Annotated in this window: 5 protein-coding genes; all 5 read left to right on the forward strand. The window is 56.6% G+C overall.

Features of this window, described 5'->3' with window-relative positions:
- Positions 1 to 19: 19 nt before the first annotated feature.
- The 5 genes from ABA45_RS05015 (at position 20) to ABA45_RS05035 (ending at position 18,831) form a co-directional block, all read left to right on the forward strand.
- A complete protein-coding gene (locus tag ABA45_RS05015) occupies positions 20 to 15,691 on the forward strand; it encodes a leukotoxin LktA family filamentous adhesin (RefSeq protein ID WP_084708274.1) in 15,672 nt (5,223 codons plus the stop codon).
- Between the two features lie 42 nt (positions 15,692 to 15,733).
- Entirely contained in the window at positions 15,734 to 16,276 is a 543-nt protein-coding gene (locus ABA45_RS05020) for a POTRA domain-containing protein (RefSeq protein WP_048384566.1), read from the forward strand.
- On the forward strand, positions 16,189 to 17,367 hold the full coding sequence (locus ABA45_RS05025) for a ShlB/FhaC/HecB family hemolysin secretion/activation protein (RefSeq protein ID WP_157035522.1): 1,179 nt from the start codon (positions 16,189 to 16,191) through the stop codon (positions 17,365 to 17,367). The genes ABA45_RS05020 and ABA45_RS05025 overlap by 88 nt, the downstream gene beginning before the upstream one ends.
- Before the next feature lie 281 nt (positions 17,368 to 17,648).
- Positions 17,649 to 18,002, forward strand: a complete 354-nt coding sequence (locus ABA45_RS18245; RefSeq protein WP_406564645.1) for a type 2 periplasmic-binding domain-containing protein — start codon at positions 17,649 to 17,651, stop codon at positions 18,000 to 18,002.
- Positions 18,003 to 18,093: 91 nt separating this feature from the next.
- A complete protein-coding gene (locus ABA45_RS05035; RefSeq protein ID WP_048384568.1) occupies positions 18,094 to 18,831 on the forward strand; it encodes a SapC family protein in 738 nt (245 codons plus the stop codon).
- The last annotated feature ends 44 nt before the right edge of the window (positions 18,832 to 18,875 follow it).

The following is an 18,875-nucleotide window of genomic DNA, read 5'->3' on the forward strand; positions in this document are numbered from 1 at the left end:
TTACAGATTGGGCCACAAAATGAAGTTTCCTCACCATCCACTCGTATTGGCTATGGGTCGTTGCCGGCCATTTGCACGAACGCTGACGGCGCGAACCGCGGCGTGGGGAACTTTGCTTTCGGCCGTGTCGCTGGCGGCGCCGGCGCACAACATTGTGGTAGATGCCAATACGGCCAGTATCACCACCAATGGCTCGGTTCAGAACATCCAGAACGCCAATACCGTCAACGGGGTGCCGGTCAACGTGTTTCAACACTTCGTCGTGGGCGGAGTCAACACCGTTAACCTGACCGTGCCGGACAATGCCTCCAGGCTGGTTAACATCGTCAAGAACAGTACACCGGAAATTCACGGCGTTCTGAACAGCTATCAGAATGGCACTCTCGGCGGCAACGTTGTATTTGCCAGTTCCCACGGCTTTCTGGTCGGCCCGTCAGGCGTGGTCAACGTTGGCCAGCTGACTGTACGCACACCCACCAGCGGTGATATTGATGATCTCATCGCGGGCAACAAGAATCTCGATGACTCACTGACCACCTCACTCACAGGCCTGATAACCATCGAAGGCAAGATCAACGCCAAAGACGGTATTGATCTTCAGGGCGCCCAAGTCAATGTCACCAACAGTGGCAAGCTGATCGCCGGTCGTGCCTTTGGTGCCAGTTATGTGACAACGGCGGTGGTGAATACCGGTGACTACAAAGCGCCCACGGCGCTGGTTAAAGACGGCGGTACCATTCACATTGTAGCGGACGGCGCCCTGGGCACCGGGGATGCGATGATTGCCGGCGACCTGCTGGCCGATGGCGGTATCACCATCGAAGCCAGCAGCATTGAAATCACGAGCACCGGTGTGCTGGATGCCCGCGACAAGGTCACCACCAACACCAGTGGCAATGTCACGCTCACCGCCAGCAACACCCAGGAGATCGGTTTTGGCGTGGCGCTTGCCGAGTCGTCCGTTACGCTCGCCGGTAAAGTGCATGCCAATGATGTGACCGCTACAGCGCAAAGCAAGGCGATTGCGTCATTCTATGAAGACCCCGCTGCGGGTCTGACCATCATGGCGTTGGGCCCCTTCACCGGCGCAGGTTTTTACCTGATGGCGGCTGATGCGGAAGCGACGGTCAACGTGGAAGGCACGGCGGATGTGCAGGCCAGTGGTAATGTAAAGTTGGGCTCTGAATCCCATGCACTGAGCCAGGCCAGCCAGATCAACACCTCCGGCGGCAAGGGATCCCTCTCGGCCATCTATAACACCAGTGATGCGACCAGTACAACCAGAATCAAAAGCGGTGCAATTGTGCAGTCAGGCGGCGATCTGACGGTAACTGCCCACAACGAAGCCTTCATAGCGGCCAGCGCGCTGGATGTGATTGCAGCGGACGCCAACAAGGTGGTTGTAGCCATTGCCGTTGGTGAGTCAGATGTGGATGCAACCGCCGTGATTGAGAGCGGTGCTGTGCTCGGCGCAAGCAGCCTGGTGTTGGCAGCAGAGAATCAGAACTATTACTCGGTCTCGGCCAGCGCCATGGGTTTGAAGGATACCGAGTACGGCATTGCCGTTGCGGTTGGCGATTTCAATACCAATGCCACCGCAGAAATGGGCGCATCACTGGGCTCCGACACCGAGAAGACCGGTAATGTAAGCATCACTGCCCTGGATCGCACTGTGCACCAGCAAGTGAAGTCAGCTGTCACTGTGGGTAGTAATACGCTTTTCCGTACCGTCGGTGCCAAGCCGATTGCGGGCCTCGCGGCCATGCAAAATGGCGTGAACAACCTCATCGATACGAAAAAGCCGGCGGGTACAGAGGTACCCAAAGACGGTGATGGCAAGATCTCCTTCAAGGGCGGGCTGGCCTTCACCATGAACCTGTCCGATCACGAAGCCTATGCTTTTCTGGGTAACAACCTTGCTGGACAGGCCGCAGCGCCGAAGATCAAATCCACCGGCAATCTGTTGCTGGCCAGTGCCATTGATCTCGGTACGGATAACGCATCAATTGCCGGCGGCAACGACAATGCAGCCCATGGTGATGACGAGGGTGCATGGCGCACGTCGGCTGAGGCCGCAGTGGCTTCGCCGAGTAGCCGCACCGAGGGTAGTAATAAGACAGGCTCGTCGGAAAAGAGCCTGGCAGTCGCCTTGAATTTCGCTATCAACAGTGGCGATGCCGTGGCCGAAATCGGCGACTACGTGGAAATTTCAGCGGCCAATGTTGGTGTTCTAGCCCAGCAAAAAGTGCCGATCAGCAGCAGCTATGACACGTGGGACTCTTTCTCTGATGTGCTGAACAAGTTCAACGGCATCGGTGGAATGCAGAATAATATTCTTTCTTCCTTTGCCAATGCGGGCACGTCAGCAGATAACTCTGCTACGGGTGGTTCGCTTAATGTGGTCGTGAACGATCTGGATACCAAAGCCTGGATTGGCAATAACGTCAAACTCACGACCACGGGTACGACTGGCTGGTCTGCAGGCCGGGTGGTTGCCGGTAATCTCGAAGCCCCCGCTATTTTTGATACCACGATCCCTTTCAAAACCATTGATTACAGCTTCGACTTCATCAGTTCCGTAGATGTGCAAGCCTACAACCTCAATGAAAGCGTCCACCTTGCTGGTAACCTGGGCACCCTTGGGCTCTTGCCGAACGGTAATGGCACCAATGAAAAGGGTAAATCCGTCGGTGGTAGCGTCAGTTTTGTCCAGCAGACAGCGACCGCCGTTGCCGGGATCGGCGCTTCGGCGCTGGTAACACAGGGTGATGTGCGTATCGCGGCGCACACGGACGAGCGTCACTTTCTGATCACGCCGTCTTCCGGTTCGGGCAAAGGTCTAGGCTTCAACGGCGTGCTGGCGATTCTCAACAGCGAATCGCTCACCCATGCTTCCCTAAGCAATCAGGCAAGCGTCAATACCAGAGGTCTGGAAGTACTGGCCGATCATGACTTTGGCAACTGGGCCGCGTCGGGCGCATTTAACAAGTCTGATGAATCGGCCATGGGTCTGTCCGTGGCGATCAATATAGCCCAGGGCGATACCAAAGCGTTCATCGGCGACAACAGCGGCGAGCAGGCCAAAGTCAGTTTCAAAAATGGTTCGCAGCCTGCCCCCGGCGCGCCGACAACGCCTGCGCCGCTTGTGCCGCAGCCCGGTATTCAGGCCAACGAAGTTCGCGTACGGGCGCGCAGTGCAGGCACCAACGGCTCACTGGCCGTGGCAGGTGCCGTTAACACTGAGCCCAATAATAACCCAGGATTGGCGGAGAGATTTGAGAACTGGTATGGCGCGTTAGGCGCTAAGTCAGCGGCAGGCGCCATCGAGGCAGTCGATGGTGCAGGTCCTGCCTCCATTGGCAGTGCGGCTGGTGATGGCTCGAACGATCAGGCTAATCCTCCAGCAGGTGGTGGTGCGCCAGTCGATCCCAACAAGACAGGCCTTGCGGCTGCCGGTAGCTTGACAGTGTCGGTCAATAACCTGGATGCCAAGGCGTTTATCGATGGCGCCAAGATCACCGGTCGATCGCAAACGGGATTAGTAAATGTAACGGTACAGGCCTTGCAAAAAGTGATTTCAGCCTCGGCATCGGGTGGCGCAGCCATTGCCAAGCTGGGAGCTAATTCACCGTCCAATCAGAACACCATCGCCGGTGCAATTGCGTATCAGATCAGCTTCAATGACGCGCTGGCGCGTATCCAGAACAGCACTATTAGCAATGCCGGCGATGTAAAGGTGCAGGCACTGCATGGCGGCGAGCTCACGTCGGTGGCTTTGGCGCTGGCCGTCACCAGCTCGGCGCAGAATACCCAGAACAGCAACAACGGCGCACTGTCGATCTCCGGGGCGCAAATCTACGACGGTACCTCGGCGCGTATCGATGACAGTTCGATCATCAGCAAAACCGTCGGTGGTAGAAACCTTGAGGTATCTGCCTACAACAATGCCCAGATCGGCGTGGGTGGTGGCTCACTTTATTTGGGCGGTAAGAATGGTGGCGGGCTGGCGATTACCTTTGCTGAAATCAATGACCCCAGCGCCATGCTGCCGGGGATCAATCCCGACTCAAACAATGTCCTGAGCACGGCCTACAACGAAGATGTCTACAGCGGCTCTGCGGTTGAGGCGGTCATCAGCGGTGACGGAGCACGCAGCACGCTGACCGGCCTTGACACTATTATCGTTTCTGCCAGTGCGGTGAACCGGATTGGTATTGGCGCTGCGGGCGGTGGCTACAATGGCGGCGTGGAAAACTCCCAGGGTTTCACCGGCAGTTTTGCCGTGGGTTCGATTGGTGCCGACACCAAGGCCTTGATCAGCAAGACCGACGTCAATGGCGTGAGGACTCTTAAAGTCAATGCCAGTGGTGAAGACGATGCTGCGCTGGACACGCAGCTCAGTAACCTGGGTAGCAGCACCATCAATGATGATTACGATTTCAGTGGTGCGGACGTCATTGATAATACCCACATATTCACGGCCGAGGATGGCAGCGAGTCAAGCTACAACTACAGCTCGGCCGGCAAGCGCATCATTGCTGTGGCCGGTGTGGTGCAGGCAGGCAAGAGCAATGCGGGCCTTTCCTATGCCCATGCCGATGTGAAGAGTGATACCTCGGCACGCATGGCGGACGTCAACATCAATCAGGGCGTAGCCAGCACGGCCGATGTGGCCGTCAACGCGCGCGACAACTCCCTGTTATATACCGTGGCCATTGGCGTCGGCGTCAGTACCGGCAAATATGCAGGGGTGGGTTCGGTTGCGGTCAACCGCCTGAACAACCGCATCGTTGCAGAAATCGGCGACTGGGATGGCGCAGACAGCGGCAGCATCAATGCCGAGACGGTTACCGTCACCGCGACCAATGACATGGATATGATCAACGTCGCCGGTGCAGTGGCAGTGGGTACACCGGATTCTACTGGGCCAGCAGGCGGCCTGGCGGTCGCACTCAATTTGGTGGGCACCGACGAGCACTCAACCAAAGCCTATATTGCAAATACGGCGTTGCAGGCTTCGGGCAATGTACGGGTCAAGGCTACCAGTGGAGCCTCTGACGATCACAACCTGCTGGTTGGCAATGCTATTGCTATCGGCGCTACCGGTGGTTCCGGATTGGCCTTTGCCGGCGCATTCGGCGTTAACAATGTGGATCAGCTGGTCGAAGCGGGCATCAAGGATGTAGGGACCAATCGTAGTACCGATGCCAATTCCGACAGAGGCGGCAAGGTCACTGTGCAGGCGTATGATTTTACCGACAGCGTATCGACTGCCTGGATGGGTGCAGGTTCTGGCAGCGGTTCTGCCGGCGGTATCGCCGTGGCAACCAATCGGGTCGATTCGGATGTCAAAGCGGCCGTACTCGGCGACAACGTCTCGGTCGGTAGCACTTCGTTGAAGGTGCAGGATCTGATTGTCGATGCCGCACGTGACAACTGGCTGCTGAGCATCAGCGCCGGGGTCGCGGCCTCACCCGAGCAGAGCGCACTCGCCGGGTCAGTGAGTACCGGCATTGTTGATGGTGATGTCAGCGCACGCATCGCAGAAGGTGCCAGCGTTAAGGCCTGGAACAGTGTCTTGGTCAATGCCGACGCGTACAGCGAAAACCTGGTTGGCAGTGGCGCATTGGGTATTGGTCTGGGTAACGGGGCCGGGGCAGTGGCGATAGCGACTGCGCTGGAGTACGGCAACACCTCTGCGTCGATAGACAATGCCAACGTCATTGCCGAAGGCAAAGGTGCGAGCATGACCGTAGACAGCGGAGCGCTGGCCAATTACGGCACGCTGCCGGATCTATCGACCTCGGGTCAGGCCGAGGACGACGGTGACGATACCAATGCCAGTCCGGTCGACCGCGACGCACTCACGACCGGTTTTTCCTTGCTCAATCTGGACAAATCCACGCAAAGCGTCGACGGACTGGCGGTCAACGCCACCAGCCGCACCAAGCAGCAAGCTATTACCGTGGGTGGCGCGGGTGCCGAGTCGCTGGCAATCAGCGTCAATGTGGCTACCAATAGCTCATCCAACGAAACCACCGCAAGCATCAACAACAGTGTGATCAATACCGGTGTGAGCAACCAGGGCGGTGCTGATGTGCTGGTCCGTGCCAACGCCCACGAAGCGGGTCTCGCTGTTTCGGCGGGCATCGCCATCTCGGGCAAGAATTCAGGCGTCGGCGGCTTCGCCACCAACAGTCAGAAAAAGTCGGCCAAAGCCACTATCGCTAACAGCACAGTGATCGCTGATGCGGCCACAATCAGTGGCAATAGCTCGAAAGTAGCTCAGGCGGTTTCCGCCGGAGTGGGTGCCGGTGGCAGCGGTCTGGGCGGCGCGGCCTCGGTAGTGATTACCGAACAACTGGGCACCACACGAGCATGGTTACGTGGCGGAACCCTTACCGCCAACACTTTGAATGTCAGCTCGGACCGTCGCCAGGAAGCCAATGTGGCCGCCGGTGCCGTGGGCATCGGTGGCAAGGTTGGAGTTGGCTTTGGCCTTGCCGTGAATATTATCGGCGGCGACAGTAAGGCGCTGATCGGTAACGACCTTGATGACGCAGCGGATACGCGCACCACTCTGGTCAACGTCGGCAGCCTGACAGTAGATGCCCAGCGCTTGGAGAACGTCAACAGCCATGCTTTTGGCGCAGGCATCAGTGCAGGTTTTGGCGCAGCGGCAATGATCGATGTCACCGAATTTCGTGGTGAGACGCGAGCCGGCATTTTTGGCAAGCCTGTTGTCGGCGGTTACAGCACCCGAATTCGCGGCAAGGACGGCGTCGCTGATGCGACCAGTGTGGTCCTCAGTGCGCAGGAAATTCTCGATGCCAGACAGTTCGCCCTAGGGGTAGGTGTGGGTGCCAAGGTAGGTATTGGCGCCGTCGCTAACGTGGTGCTGGGACGCACTCAGGTGGTTAGTGAAGTGGTGGGCGCGGATATCAAGGCGGGTCTGCTGGATATCGATGCCACCTCGCAGCGTCAGACCGATCTGACCAGTATCGCCGGTGCAGCGGGCAAATTCAGCGCGGCGATCAGCATTGGTGTTGCGCTCTTTGGTCAAGGTGATACCACCGCAGATGATGGCACCAATGCCGAAGACGAATTTGACGTATCACGGGACGTGGCAAACTCTGTTTTGCAGGCGGACACTGCGAGCTTCAATACGCATTTGTCCAGCGATGATGTCGCCGCCATCGAGTCAGAGTCCGGCGCAACCCTCGAGCGCACTTCAGCACCGCCTACTACCACGGCCACCGATGCCGGCAAGTCACTGAAGTTGTCGGGTGAAAGTGTCACCGCCGCGCGGATCTCCGGTGGCGTGATCGACGTCGATACCCTGAATGTGAACAGCCGTGCCTTGCTGCATAACAATCAATTGTTGGGCGCGGCGCAAATCTCGGCGGCAGGTATTGCTGGCGTGATCGGCATTACACGTATGTATGACATGAGTATTGCCACCGTCGACAGCTCTCTGTCGGCTGACAATGTGGTGGTGGGTGCCACGATCGAGAACGTGTCCGATGAAGATGCTGCCGGGGAATCCAAGTCGGTCGTCATTGGCCTGGGCGGCATCAGTGTGGTGGTCAACTATGTTGATATCCGTGCGGCCAACCGGGTCGTCGCTGGCGTCTCCGCTGCGAGCGGTTCAGATACGGGTGATTTGATCGTTACGGCGATGGATACCACAGAGCTGCGCCTCGGTGATGTCGATCCTGGCCGGCCAGACTCGGCGACTGACGGTTCGCTGAACGTGAATCTGGGCACTGCTGCGATTGGCGTGAGCTACGGTTACGTAAAGAAGGCCAGCGAAGTGGATGCCTGGCTGGGCGAGACCGGCAAGCTGGTCGATGGATATGACAATATGACCGTCAGCGCCAACAGCTCTGGTCTGGTCAAGAGCACAGCGTTTTCCCTGGCCGGGGGTATTTCTGCGGGCATTCAGGGCGTGGTGACTGATGCCCACGACAACTCACATGCCAATGCCACGCTGTTCGGCACCATTGGCACCGGCAGCGGGCTGCTCAGCCTGTCTGCGCAGGTGGTGCCTGAGCTTTACTCCAGCGCCTACGGTGTGACGGTCTCCGGCGGCTACTCCATGGGCGGCTCCTTTGCCTACGCCATGACCGACGCCGAAGCACGGGCGACCGTGGCCGATGGTGTGACCTTCACCGGCAGCGGTGATGTAGTGGTTCGCAGTGAAGTCGGCGATGGATCCGATGCCGATTATGAGGCGGCGCATGCTGCTGCATTCGCGGCATCCGGTGGCTTGATGTTGGGTGTGGCCGGCGCCGAAGCTCGCGCGAGCAATAATGCGCAGTCAGTGGCCAGGGTTGGCAATTATGTTTCCATCCCGGATGCCGACTTCGAAGTGTACGCCCGGCATACCGGCGTACAGATCGCTGATGCCGATGGTTACTTTATTGGTGCCTTTGCCGGCGGCTATCAGGTTGGCCTGGCGGAATCTTTCAGCTCGACCCGAGTTGAGTTCGGCAAGGATCCGAATGCCACTCTTGAGCGCACCGGTAATCTGATTCTGAATGCCAGCAGCCAGAATGAAAACCAGTCGTTCACGACCGCCGGTGGTGGCGGTTTTGTTTCCGGGAGTGCGGCGGAAGCCGTGGTCGAGGCGGGCGATCACGCCAGTGGCAACTATGCGGCAGCGGTGCTGGTAGATGACTGGTTCAGCGGCTACCGCACAGTACCGATCGACGCCGGGAACGTGATCATCCGTGCCAGTAATGAAGTCAACTTTTTTGCCGGCACTGACTCGACCACGGTTTCTGTGGTGGGCGGCTCAGGCGCTGTTTCGGATGTAGAGGTCGATACCAACGTCAAGGTGGTGCTGGGTAAGAACGTCAGCCTGAATGCGCTGGATATAGATATTGATGCACTGAATCAGGCCCGGCAGATTCAAACGCCCTGGGACACCAGTTACACCACCAGCGTGTATGGCGCGGGTGGCGGCGGTGCTAATGGTACGGCCGCCCTGTCCAGCCAGAACATCAAGCATTTGCTGGCGGCGGTAGAGGTTGGCGAGAGTGCGGTACTGAAAATATCCGATCTGGCCTGGATGTACGATGGCTATCGTAACGGCATCACGCTGGATGCCGGCACCGAGTTCTTCGTATATGACAAAGCAGTGATCGAAGTGGGTGGTGCCTTGCAGGGCGCCGGTGCAGAGTCGGATGTCGATGTGGTGGCGCGTAACCAGGTTACCCTGGGTGACGGTGTGCAGTTGCGCAATGCCTGGGGCAAGATAGGCTTGGGTACCTATTCACGGGGCAGTGCGGCGGCCGAGGCCGATGTCAGCGTGTGGGCAGTGGCTGGCGTGGCTGGCGGTGTCAGCGATGTGCACCTGGATGTCGACAACACCCTGACGCTGGGCAACAACATCGTGATTGATGCCTATGACCAGATCAGCCTGTTTGCTGGCCGTGGCTCTGATGGGCTCAATCAGAATCAACTGGTGGCAGATGCGCGCAGCAATATTTACAACTGGACGGCGGTCCCGATTCCGGCCGGCAACAAGTCCGAGGGCGATATCGTTCTCGACAACACTGTGGTGTTCGGCAACAACTTCGTTATAGGCAGTGACGGCCATGTGGCTATTGGCGCCATCGAAGGGGCGCTAAGCGCCAAAGGCACCGGTGTCGAAAAGAACCCATACCTGGAGCTGTTCAGCACCGAGAATACCTTTGGCTCCAGCAACAAGGCCGCAACCAATGTTCTGACCTTCAATGGCGATGGCCGCGTGACTGCGGGGCAATATGCCTATCAGTCGGTGAGTATCAACCAGGCTGGAGGCATCACCCGTCAGTTGTATCGATTTGGCAGCGCGGAGCAGCAGGCTGACAAGTACTCATCGCGGGCTGAACTACAGATTTATATCAATGATCTGAATGCACAGATCGTGGCATTGCAAGCCTGGGACAACACACAGACGGTAACCGAAGGAACCACCCTTGGCGACGGTGATGGCACAAGCACAGGTGCCGGAAGCAGCAGTGGTACCGACAGCACAGACGTCATCAGTGTTGGCACCAACCCCTACGCCAACGAGATCAACGATCTGCAGACCCAGGTGGTGCTGCTGTCGGCCATCGTTAATGACTTGTCGCCGGTGGAAAACTTCGCCATCAAGGTTGCTGATGTTCGGGCTTCGGCCGGCAATGTCAGCCTTACCGCAGGCTCGATCAACATGGCCTCTGGCAGCACGCCCAGCTTTACGGCTAAGGGTAATGCCAACATTACCATCGACAACCTTTCCGACCGCCACCTGATGCTGGCGAATCTGGAGATAGCCAACCAGACAGGTGGCAATGTGTTCATCAACGGCGGCGCCAATCTTGGCAGTGTCTTTATCGATGAGCAGGCAGGCAACCAGTCCGGCGTTTACGTCAATCACGCACCCACTGGGGCGAACTTCAAGAGCGCCGACGTCATCGTCAATGGCGACATCACCAACCTGCTGTCGAGCGTGAATATCGCGGTAGCCGAAGGGGACCTGATTCAGCAATCGCTGATTCAGGCGAATGCGGTCAACCTCAATGTAGAGAACGGCAGCCTGCTGCTGAATAGCCCGAACATTGAGCAAGCCTATGGACGAGACCCCGGTGCGCTGGTCAATTACACTCGTCAGTGGAAGCCTACAGACGCCACGGACTTCGTGCAGTTTTATCTGAACGACAAGTATTCAACGGCGATAAGCGCCACGGGCGCTTCTGCATTCAACGACTGGTTTACCGGTCGCGCCCTGAGCATCGGTGGTGTTCAGAATCCCTACTACCAGTCGTCGTCCTACGGTTACGACGAGATGAACATCTATTTCAACTGGGGCTTCAGCGATGCTGCGGAATATAACGGGGCGAATCCTGTGGTGTTCCTCATGGCCACGAACGACAGCTCGCGCGGTGGGCAATACTGGAAGTTCCAGCCGGTGCTTGATTACCAGAATAGGCTAACGAAAACCGCAAGCTACGCTCAGGTGAAAAGTCAGCTCGGTTCGACCGGCACCTCGATCATCTCCAACAAGGTCATCATCAATGCCAAGCGGCTGGACATCAACGGCGCTATCGTGGTGGGTACGGACAACAGTTGGTCGGTCAACGTGGGCGCTGGCTTCGACGCTAAGATTCAGCAGTTTGTCAAAGATACAGGTCTGTCGGCAGGCGACACCATTAGCCTGACGCCCGGAGAAACCAAAACCCTGCGGGTGATCAATCCAGCTTATCAGCCCTATCCCTGGCTGGTGAACTTCAACCCGTATTTCTATGTGAACAAGACCTATACGTTCGATATTGCCAAAACCGCAGGTACTTCGGATATCAAACTCAAGTACGACGTTGGCTCAGGGACGCTGGGAATTGACGATGTGCCGGTCAGCGGTGGCGGTTATGTAGCCATTCGTGCGGCTATTTCCTCGACCGGGGCGGACGGCAAGATCATCGTCAAGGATGGACTGGGCCAGATCGCCATCAACAACGACTCCAATACTCAGCTGAATATTGGCAGGCTGAGCGCTGGGGATGATGCCACGGGTGTGATCCGCATTACCGATCTGAACAAGTCGAGCACGGTGTCGCAATGGTATATCCACAACCCGGGCAATCAGATCAGTCAGTATCAGACCGATGCCTGGGCGGTATCACATCTCGATCCGAAGTCGTCGATATTCAAGGGCAATTATGGCGGGACTGGCACCACCTCGAGCATGACCTACAACCCGCTGGCCGGGCAGCTGTTCTACATCCGCGAAGGTGCCACCGTCGGTCGATCCTATACCCGTCCGGCAGATGGCTATCTGTCGAAGTATCCGACCACGGTCGGCGACTGGGTTTACTCCACGGACTGGAATACCGAGACCAGCTACTTTACCAGCTGTGCCCTCAAGCCCGAGGCCTGCTCCGGCGGCGTCGCTGCGCAATATCTGAAGCAGACCTATGACTATGGCAGCCAGTCCGTCACCGGTTTCGGCTGGAATATCAGCTACAGCACCTATTATGGTACCGGGCTGACCAATGCTGACCCCACTGTACGCATCCCAACCCGAATGGATATGGATGCCCATACCTACGTCAAGGCGGATCACTCGATCCTCTTTCAATTCAACGGTGTGGCAGAGGGTAATATCAGCGTCGACTCCCGTGCTCCGATCCAACTGACCGGCAATATCTACAATCCAAGCGGTACCAGCAGCATCGTTACCGATGCCGGTTTCACCGCATCCAGTGCCTCATCGATCACCTCTGGTATCACCCGTATTCAGGCCAATAGCGATATCGGCAGCAGCGCAAATTCGTTGGCGATCACCACCAACGAGCTTTCCTTGCAGTCGGATAATGGCTCAGTGAATTTCAACGCTACGGCCATGGGCTCGGCTTTGGTCATCGATAAGCTCTCGGCCAGATACGGCATCGTAGGCACCGCAGACAGAAGCATTGTCGCCAAGAATAGCAACACGCTGATTTCGGCCAACACCATCGATCTCACCAGTCTGTCGGGCAGTATCGGTAGTCTGGGTGCCTTGGGTGACCCGGCAACCTACAACTTCGTCAATATCGCCTCTACTGGAGCGGTCTCTCTGCACGCAGCTAACGATATTGTGGTTTCCCAGGCTACGGGTGATCTGCAGGTTGAGCGCATCGAGGCCAATGACAATGTTGTTCTTCGATTGGGTAATGGCAGCCTGACCAATGCGCTTGGTCAGCAACAGAAGTCGGAGCAAGAATTGGCCTATGAGGCCTCGGTATGGGATTCCCTGAACCTGCTCAATGGCACTGCCGGCGAACGTGCCGTGACGGCCTATGAAAATCAATTCAACAGCAAGTACCACACGTACTGGATGCTCAAGCAGCGTCTGAGTGATGCCAGCAATAGCGGTTTTGCGATTGATGCGGTTTACCTGGATGCGATGAAAATCCGTTACAACACATCGGATTTTGCCGAGGTGACAGCGCGGGTGAAAGCTGAGTACCAGGCACTGGACGCCTGGTTCGTTGATCAGGTTGCCACGCCGGATACTTACACCAATGTGGCCGATGCAGTTGGTCAGGAGCAAAAAGGCACCTTGGTTGGCTACGACTATGGCGTTCTGTTGACCAGCGCCTACGATGACAGCTTCCGGCTGGAGATCGATGCGGCCAGCAGCTGGTATGCCAAGATGGTCGAAGGCTCGACCTGGAAGCAGAGCCAGCTTGATATCAGTATTTCCGCTGCGGCCTTGAGTGCCGATGCGGCGGGGCAGTTGACCGATCGTGAGGCCAACATCGTTTCCTCGAATATTCATCTGCTGGCCAACAGCGGGAGCGTTGGCAGGAACCTGGCAGATGTGGTTTTCAGTGTGCCGCGTGACAATACGGCAACCATTACCAATCAACAAAAGTCTGCGCTGCTGTCGGCTGGACCGGGTGATATTTCCACTGTCGTTACCGACAGCGAGGTCACTCTGAGGGTCAAACAGGTTGATCCGATCAAGGTTGATACCTCTGGCGCGCTCAATGTGGCCGCCCGTGATTCCATCTTTATCGAGTCGGCCTCCTCATTGACGGTCGGTGAAATAGCCTCTGCCAATGATGATGTCCGTCTGATCGTTGATGGCGCAATAGCGGCGCAAGCCGGGGTCAACAATATCAAGGCGCATGATCTGTACCTGGCCAATACCCAGGGTGATATAGGTTCGGCTACCCAGGCCATGGGTGTGCAGCTTTCGGGGGCCTTGCGTCAGGCCGGTGCGGCCAATGATCTGTACCTCAGCCACAGTGGCGCCGACTTGCGGGTTGGCTCCGTGGCGGCCGGCGGCATTCTGTCATTGTTCAATGATCAGAACATACTCGGCTACGACGCCAACCACTTCTTGCAGGGTTCAGACATCGCACTGGACGCGGGCTTGAGTGATCTCGGAAGTTCGGCCAACGGGTTGAATCTGACGCTGAACGGGTCTGGCGAGCTTACCGTAAACGCCGCCAATGCCTGGCTGGATGTGCGCAATACCACAGACTTCAGTCTGGGGGATGTGACCATAGCTCAGCGCTTCGATCTGACGTCCGTGGGCGACGTGGATCTGAGGGGCGATCTGAGTGCTACCAGTCTAAGCCTTGATCTGGCGGGTGCGCTTGGTGCCAACGGAGCACCGCAGGTCACGGTGTCAGACGATCTGGCGATTTCAGCCTCTGCCATTCAATTGGCGGCAGCGGCCATCCGTGCGGGCAGCGCAACGCTGGACGCGACGGCCGGTGCGCTCAGCGTCGGCGATCTGTCGACAACTACCGGTAATCTGGCCTTGCTGGCCACGGGTGCACTGACCACTTCAGGCGCCGTGGATGCCGAGGGTGAACTGACTGCCGATGCCCAGAGCATCAGCATGGACATCGGCTCGACTTGGCAGGGGCGTGGCAATGCCACGCTGACGGCAGTCGACGACCTGACCCTGCAGGCATTGAGCTTCGATGGTGACCTGGATATTGACTCGACTCAGGGCAGCATCAGCCTTGATGGCCCGGTCAATGCGGGCGCATCGGCGGCAATCAATGCGAAAACTCTGGCAATGGGCTCTGGCTCACGTCTTGACGCGGCGGGTCAGGTGAGTATTAACACTGCGGGTGACATGCAGTTAGCGGCACTGGAAACGTCGTGGAATGGCGATGATGCGGTCCGCCTGAACAGCGGCGGCACCATTACCGGGCGTAAGGACACGCCGGTGCACCTGCGTGCCACCGGACCCCGGGCCAAGGGCAGTATCAGCGCCGTCACCGGCATGGGTGACCCGCTGGTGGTGGATATGCCCTGGTTGTCGGCGGAAACCCAGAATGGCGATATCAATATTGTCGCAGAGCGAGGCCTTTATTCGCCATTTTTGCGGGCGCCCAATGGCAATGTGATATTGAGAGTGGCTGGCAGCCTGAGCTTTGGCGAACTGATTGGAAATCCTTATTTGTGGATAGACGGCGCTATCGACGGCGACTCGATCATCATGAAGCAAGGCAAGCTGGCCTCCAGCCAGGGCTTGAGGATTGGTCAGATTGAGTTAAATGGTGGTGGACCTCTGGCACTGGAAGCGCCCACGATTGATGTCGGCGTAGACAGTAAAGGGGCGGTCAGCACCTATATGTCGCTGCAAGGATTCGAGGGCGTTAGCGCAGATGAAATTAATGTGCAGGTGGTTAATACCCGTAAACTTTATATTGACAGGTTCAAATCGAAAGAAGGCTCGTTAAGCGTGGATGGTGATTTGAATCTGGACAAAGCCGTGGTGCTGGACAGTCTGGAAATGCAAACCGCTGACCTGACTCTGAGCCTGAACAATGATGACTTGCGTCCACGGGATGTGAGTGGGCAGCTGGTCGCTCCGGGCACAGAGTTCTGGCTTGACACCCGGGGCTTTGAGCTGCGTACCAATGCCCGCGTAAGCCGCTATAGTGACCCACTGGTGATGTTTTTCTACCGGCTGGAAGTGCCGCAGGCGCTGGAAGAGCTTTCAGCGCAGCGACTCAGCGCGGAGTACATCATGCAAACCCGGATGCGCGAGCCCCCGCTGTTAGAAACGAGCTTCAGTATTCCGGAGAGCTCGAGCTACTCGGAGCGCACAGTGAACTTTGGTTCACAGACCGTAAACACCGCAGAGCAAAACTTGAACGGGGAGGCTGACGTACCGCCGGCAGACGAGATTTTACTGGAAATTTCTTCCAGGTAGCCAATCGATCATGGACCCTCGTCTATCAATCAGGAATATTGAATGAATTATTGGCGTCTCGCTCCGCAGATTATCATCTTCAGCATGCTCGCCCCGATTGCGTATGCGGTAACTCTTCCACCGGCTGCCGACCCCGCCAGTCGTGAAAGGGAACTGCTGCAACGTGAACAGGACCTGCAACAACGTCGGGAGATTCAGGAGCGTGAACAGCCGTTGGTTGCTCCTGATGTAATAGAAACAACCGATGAGGGGCCCTCTTTTGAACTCAAAAGTGTGCGTTTTACCAAATCAGAGCTGTTTACTCCGGAGGAGCTGAAAACAATCGTGTTGCCTTACCTTGGCAAGGAATCGCGGTTATCCGACCTGAATCGGATGGTGGCACAGATCAACGCGGCCTATCAGGCAAAAGGCATCTATACGGCCACTGCGTTACTCCCCAAGCAGGCAATTGAAGGCGGTGTTGTGATCATCCGTCTGGTGAAGGAAAATTGGGCGAGATGCTTATTGAAGGCAACAGCTATCTGCCAGGCCCTTATGTGCGCGAATGGGCGCCCTTGCCTGAAGATACAATACTGCTCGATATGAAAGCGCTGGAAAGCGATATTCTCAAGTTCAATCGGGTCAACGACGCCCGGCTGCAGGCCGAGCTGCGAGCAGGCAAGGATTTTGGTCTCACCGATATCGTTGTGGTGGTGGATGAGCCGCTGCAGGATAACGTTGAGCTGTTTGTCGATAACTATGGCTACGCGAGCTCCGGTGAAGTTGAACTAGGCGCAATCTATCGCCGCCAGGACATATTTACCGGGAGTGACAGGGGCTTGCTCTATGCCCTGGTGTCGGATGGTAACCAGGCGTTCTCGTCCATCTATAGCGCACCGGTCAAAGCCAGTGGCTGGCGGCTTGGTGGAAGCCTCGCGGTGAACCAGTCAGAGGTGACTGAGGGGGATTTTAAGGACCTGTCGGTTGAGGGGGATTCGGTCAGCCTGACGCTGGATGCATCCTGGCTTGCTATTTCGACCAGTAATTTCTGGCTCAACGCGCTGGGCTCTGCGATGCACTCGGTTTCGAAAACGTCGGTGCTTGGCCAAGATATCAGTGACTATGACATTAACAAACTCAATACCGGCGCGCAGTTCACCTGGTTTGGCCCGAACTGGCAATTATCAGGCCGACAACTGGTTGGCTGGGTGAGCACCCACAACAAGTCAGCCAGCGGAACCGATCAGAGCTTTGCCGTGCTGACCGGAGACGCCAGCGGCTATTACCGGCCAGGTCAGTCCAACTGGTACGGTCTGGTGCAGATGGATTATCAGTACACCAATGAGAAAGCGATTCCCGGTGCTGTGGCCTACTCCATCGGCGGGCCGACATCGATTCGCGGGTATGTGCCAGGCCTGATCAGCGGCGACTATGGCATTCAGACCAGTCTTGAAGCCCATTACAGTGGGCTGAGCGTGCTGGGCGGAGCCCTTGACCCCTTTGTGTTCTATGACATAGGCACCGTGCTTTCCAGAAATCCCACGCAGACTCCCGAGGCTGCGGGCGTGGGCCTTGGTTGGAGCGGTGTTAAGGGCGTCTCGGTGAATATGACCTATGCAAATGCCCTGGCCGACATTGTGCCGGAACAGGATGACTGGGTGTTTTACACGCGTGTGAGCTGGGAGTGGGGGCGTTAGCCGGACACAACAGCTTGCACCATCGGCGTCACCTTTTCTTGCTGGCGCTCCTCAAGCATTTCGAATCGCCGGAATTCTGTAGCGGCAGCCAAACGTTGAAATCAGCGATACGCTAGAAAGGAGCTGGGAGTTTGTCAGGTCAGGCGCTGTTTTACGCAACGCGCCAGCACCCTTTGGCCCGGTATACCGAGGTGTTAACTGCAGAAGTATTGCGGGCCTACTCAGCCATCGTGGTGAAAGGTACGTCATTACACATCTCACCCCAGGACACCTAGTCGCTGTTGGGCCAGAAGGTCATTTACGCTCCGAAATTGGCTACGGCGATCAATATGTTTGAGGCCGGCGTGGGGATCGGTTATGTGCCCCATCACCGTATTCGCCAAGGGCTGGATGACGGTCGGGTATTGAAAAAGGCCATCGTTGAACACAAACAGCCCACACAACTTTTTTATGCCTGGCATGCCAATCAAAAAGATTGCTGCAGGATTAGCCGTGATATTTCCTTCCGGTTTTTTGGTCTGGCGGGGAAAAAACGGCTACAACCGTCATCAAATCTGACGTTGGTCACTTTTCTCCGCTCTTTGAATTCTTATTGTGTGGTGGTTAATTCAGCCCTGAGCTCTGGGGAATTCTGAACGCTTGCTATCGATTTGTATCTTTTTGTAACACGACGCGATATAAACTATATGCATAAATTAACAATAAGTTAATCAATTGGGGTCCAGAATGCCTGAACTTTTGTTCTATCAACGGCCTACGGTTCTAAACAAAGATGCCCACAAGAGCATCCGCTTTTCGCCGGTGAAAGACTTCGGGTTCACCCGCGATGTGAATTCGGTACCTCTTCTGGCCATCGAGTTCTTTGAGGCCAGTCGCGATCTTCCTGTGCTGTTCAGCCAGGATAAGGACGGGTCGTACTTTCCCATTGCCTTGCTCTCCTTGAAGAATCAGGGCCACGACCAAGTCGACGACAGTGGTCGATGGCAGGGCAACTACACGCCGGCCTTTATTCGCCGTTATCCGTTTGTGTTGAGCAACGACAAAAATGTCTGTTTTGATGCGGACTATGTTGGCCTGGCGGAAGCAGATTTGGAGGCGGCCGCTGAAGGTCAAGGCGAAGGCGATCTTTTGTTTGCGGATGACGGTGCCTATACCGACACCTTGAACAAGATCATCGAGTTTGTAACCAACTTTGATGCAGAGCACCTGCGTACCCGTGAGTTCTGTGAGGCGGCATCCGAAGCAGATGTATTCAAACCTTTCGTCTTGCAGGTGGTAACGGCCGACCAGAAACCGTTGCGCCTGGACGGTTTGTTCGTAATAGACGAGAACAAACTCATGACGCTGGAAGACGACGTTGTTACACAGTGGTTCCGTAAAGGGTATCTCGCCTGGGCGTATGCCCACCTACACTCCCTCGGCGCTATTGCGCGCTTGAGCGACAAGCTCAATACCCGCTCCTGATCATCTGGTAACTGTTTTGTGGTAATTGGATGACGATCAGCTTT

It is taken from the genome of Marinobacter psychrophilus, from assembly GCF_001043175.1.
In the GTDB taxonomy this organism is placed as follows: domain Bacteria; phylum Pseudomonadota; class Gammaproteobacteria; order Pseudomonadales; family Oleiphilaceae; genus Marinobacter; species Marinobacter psychrophilus.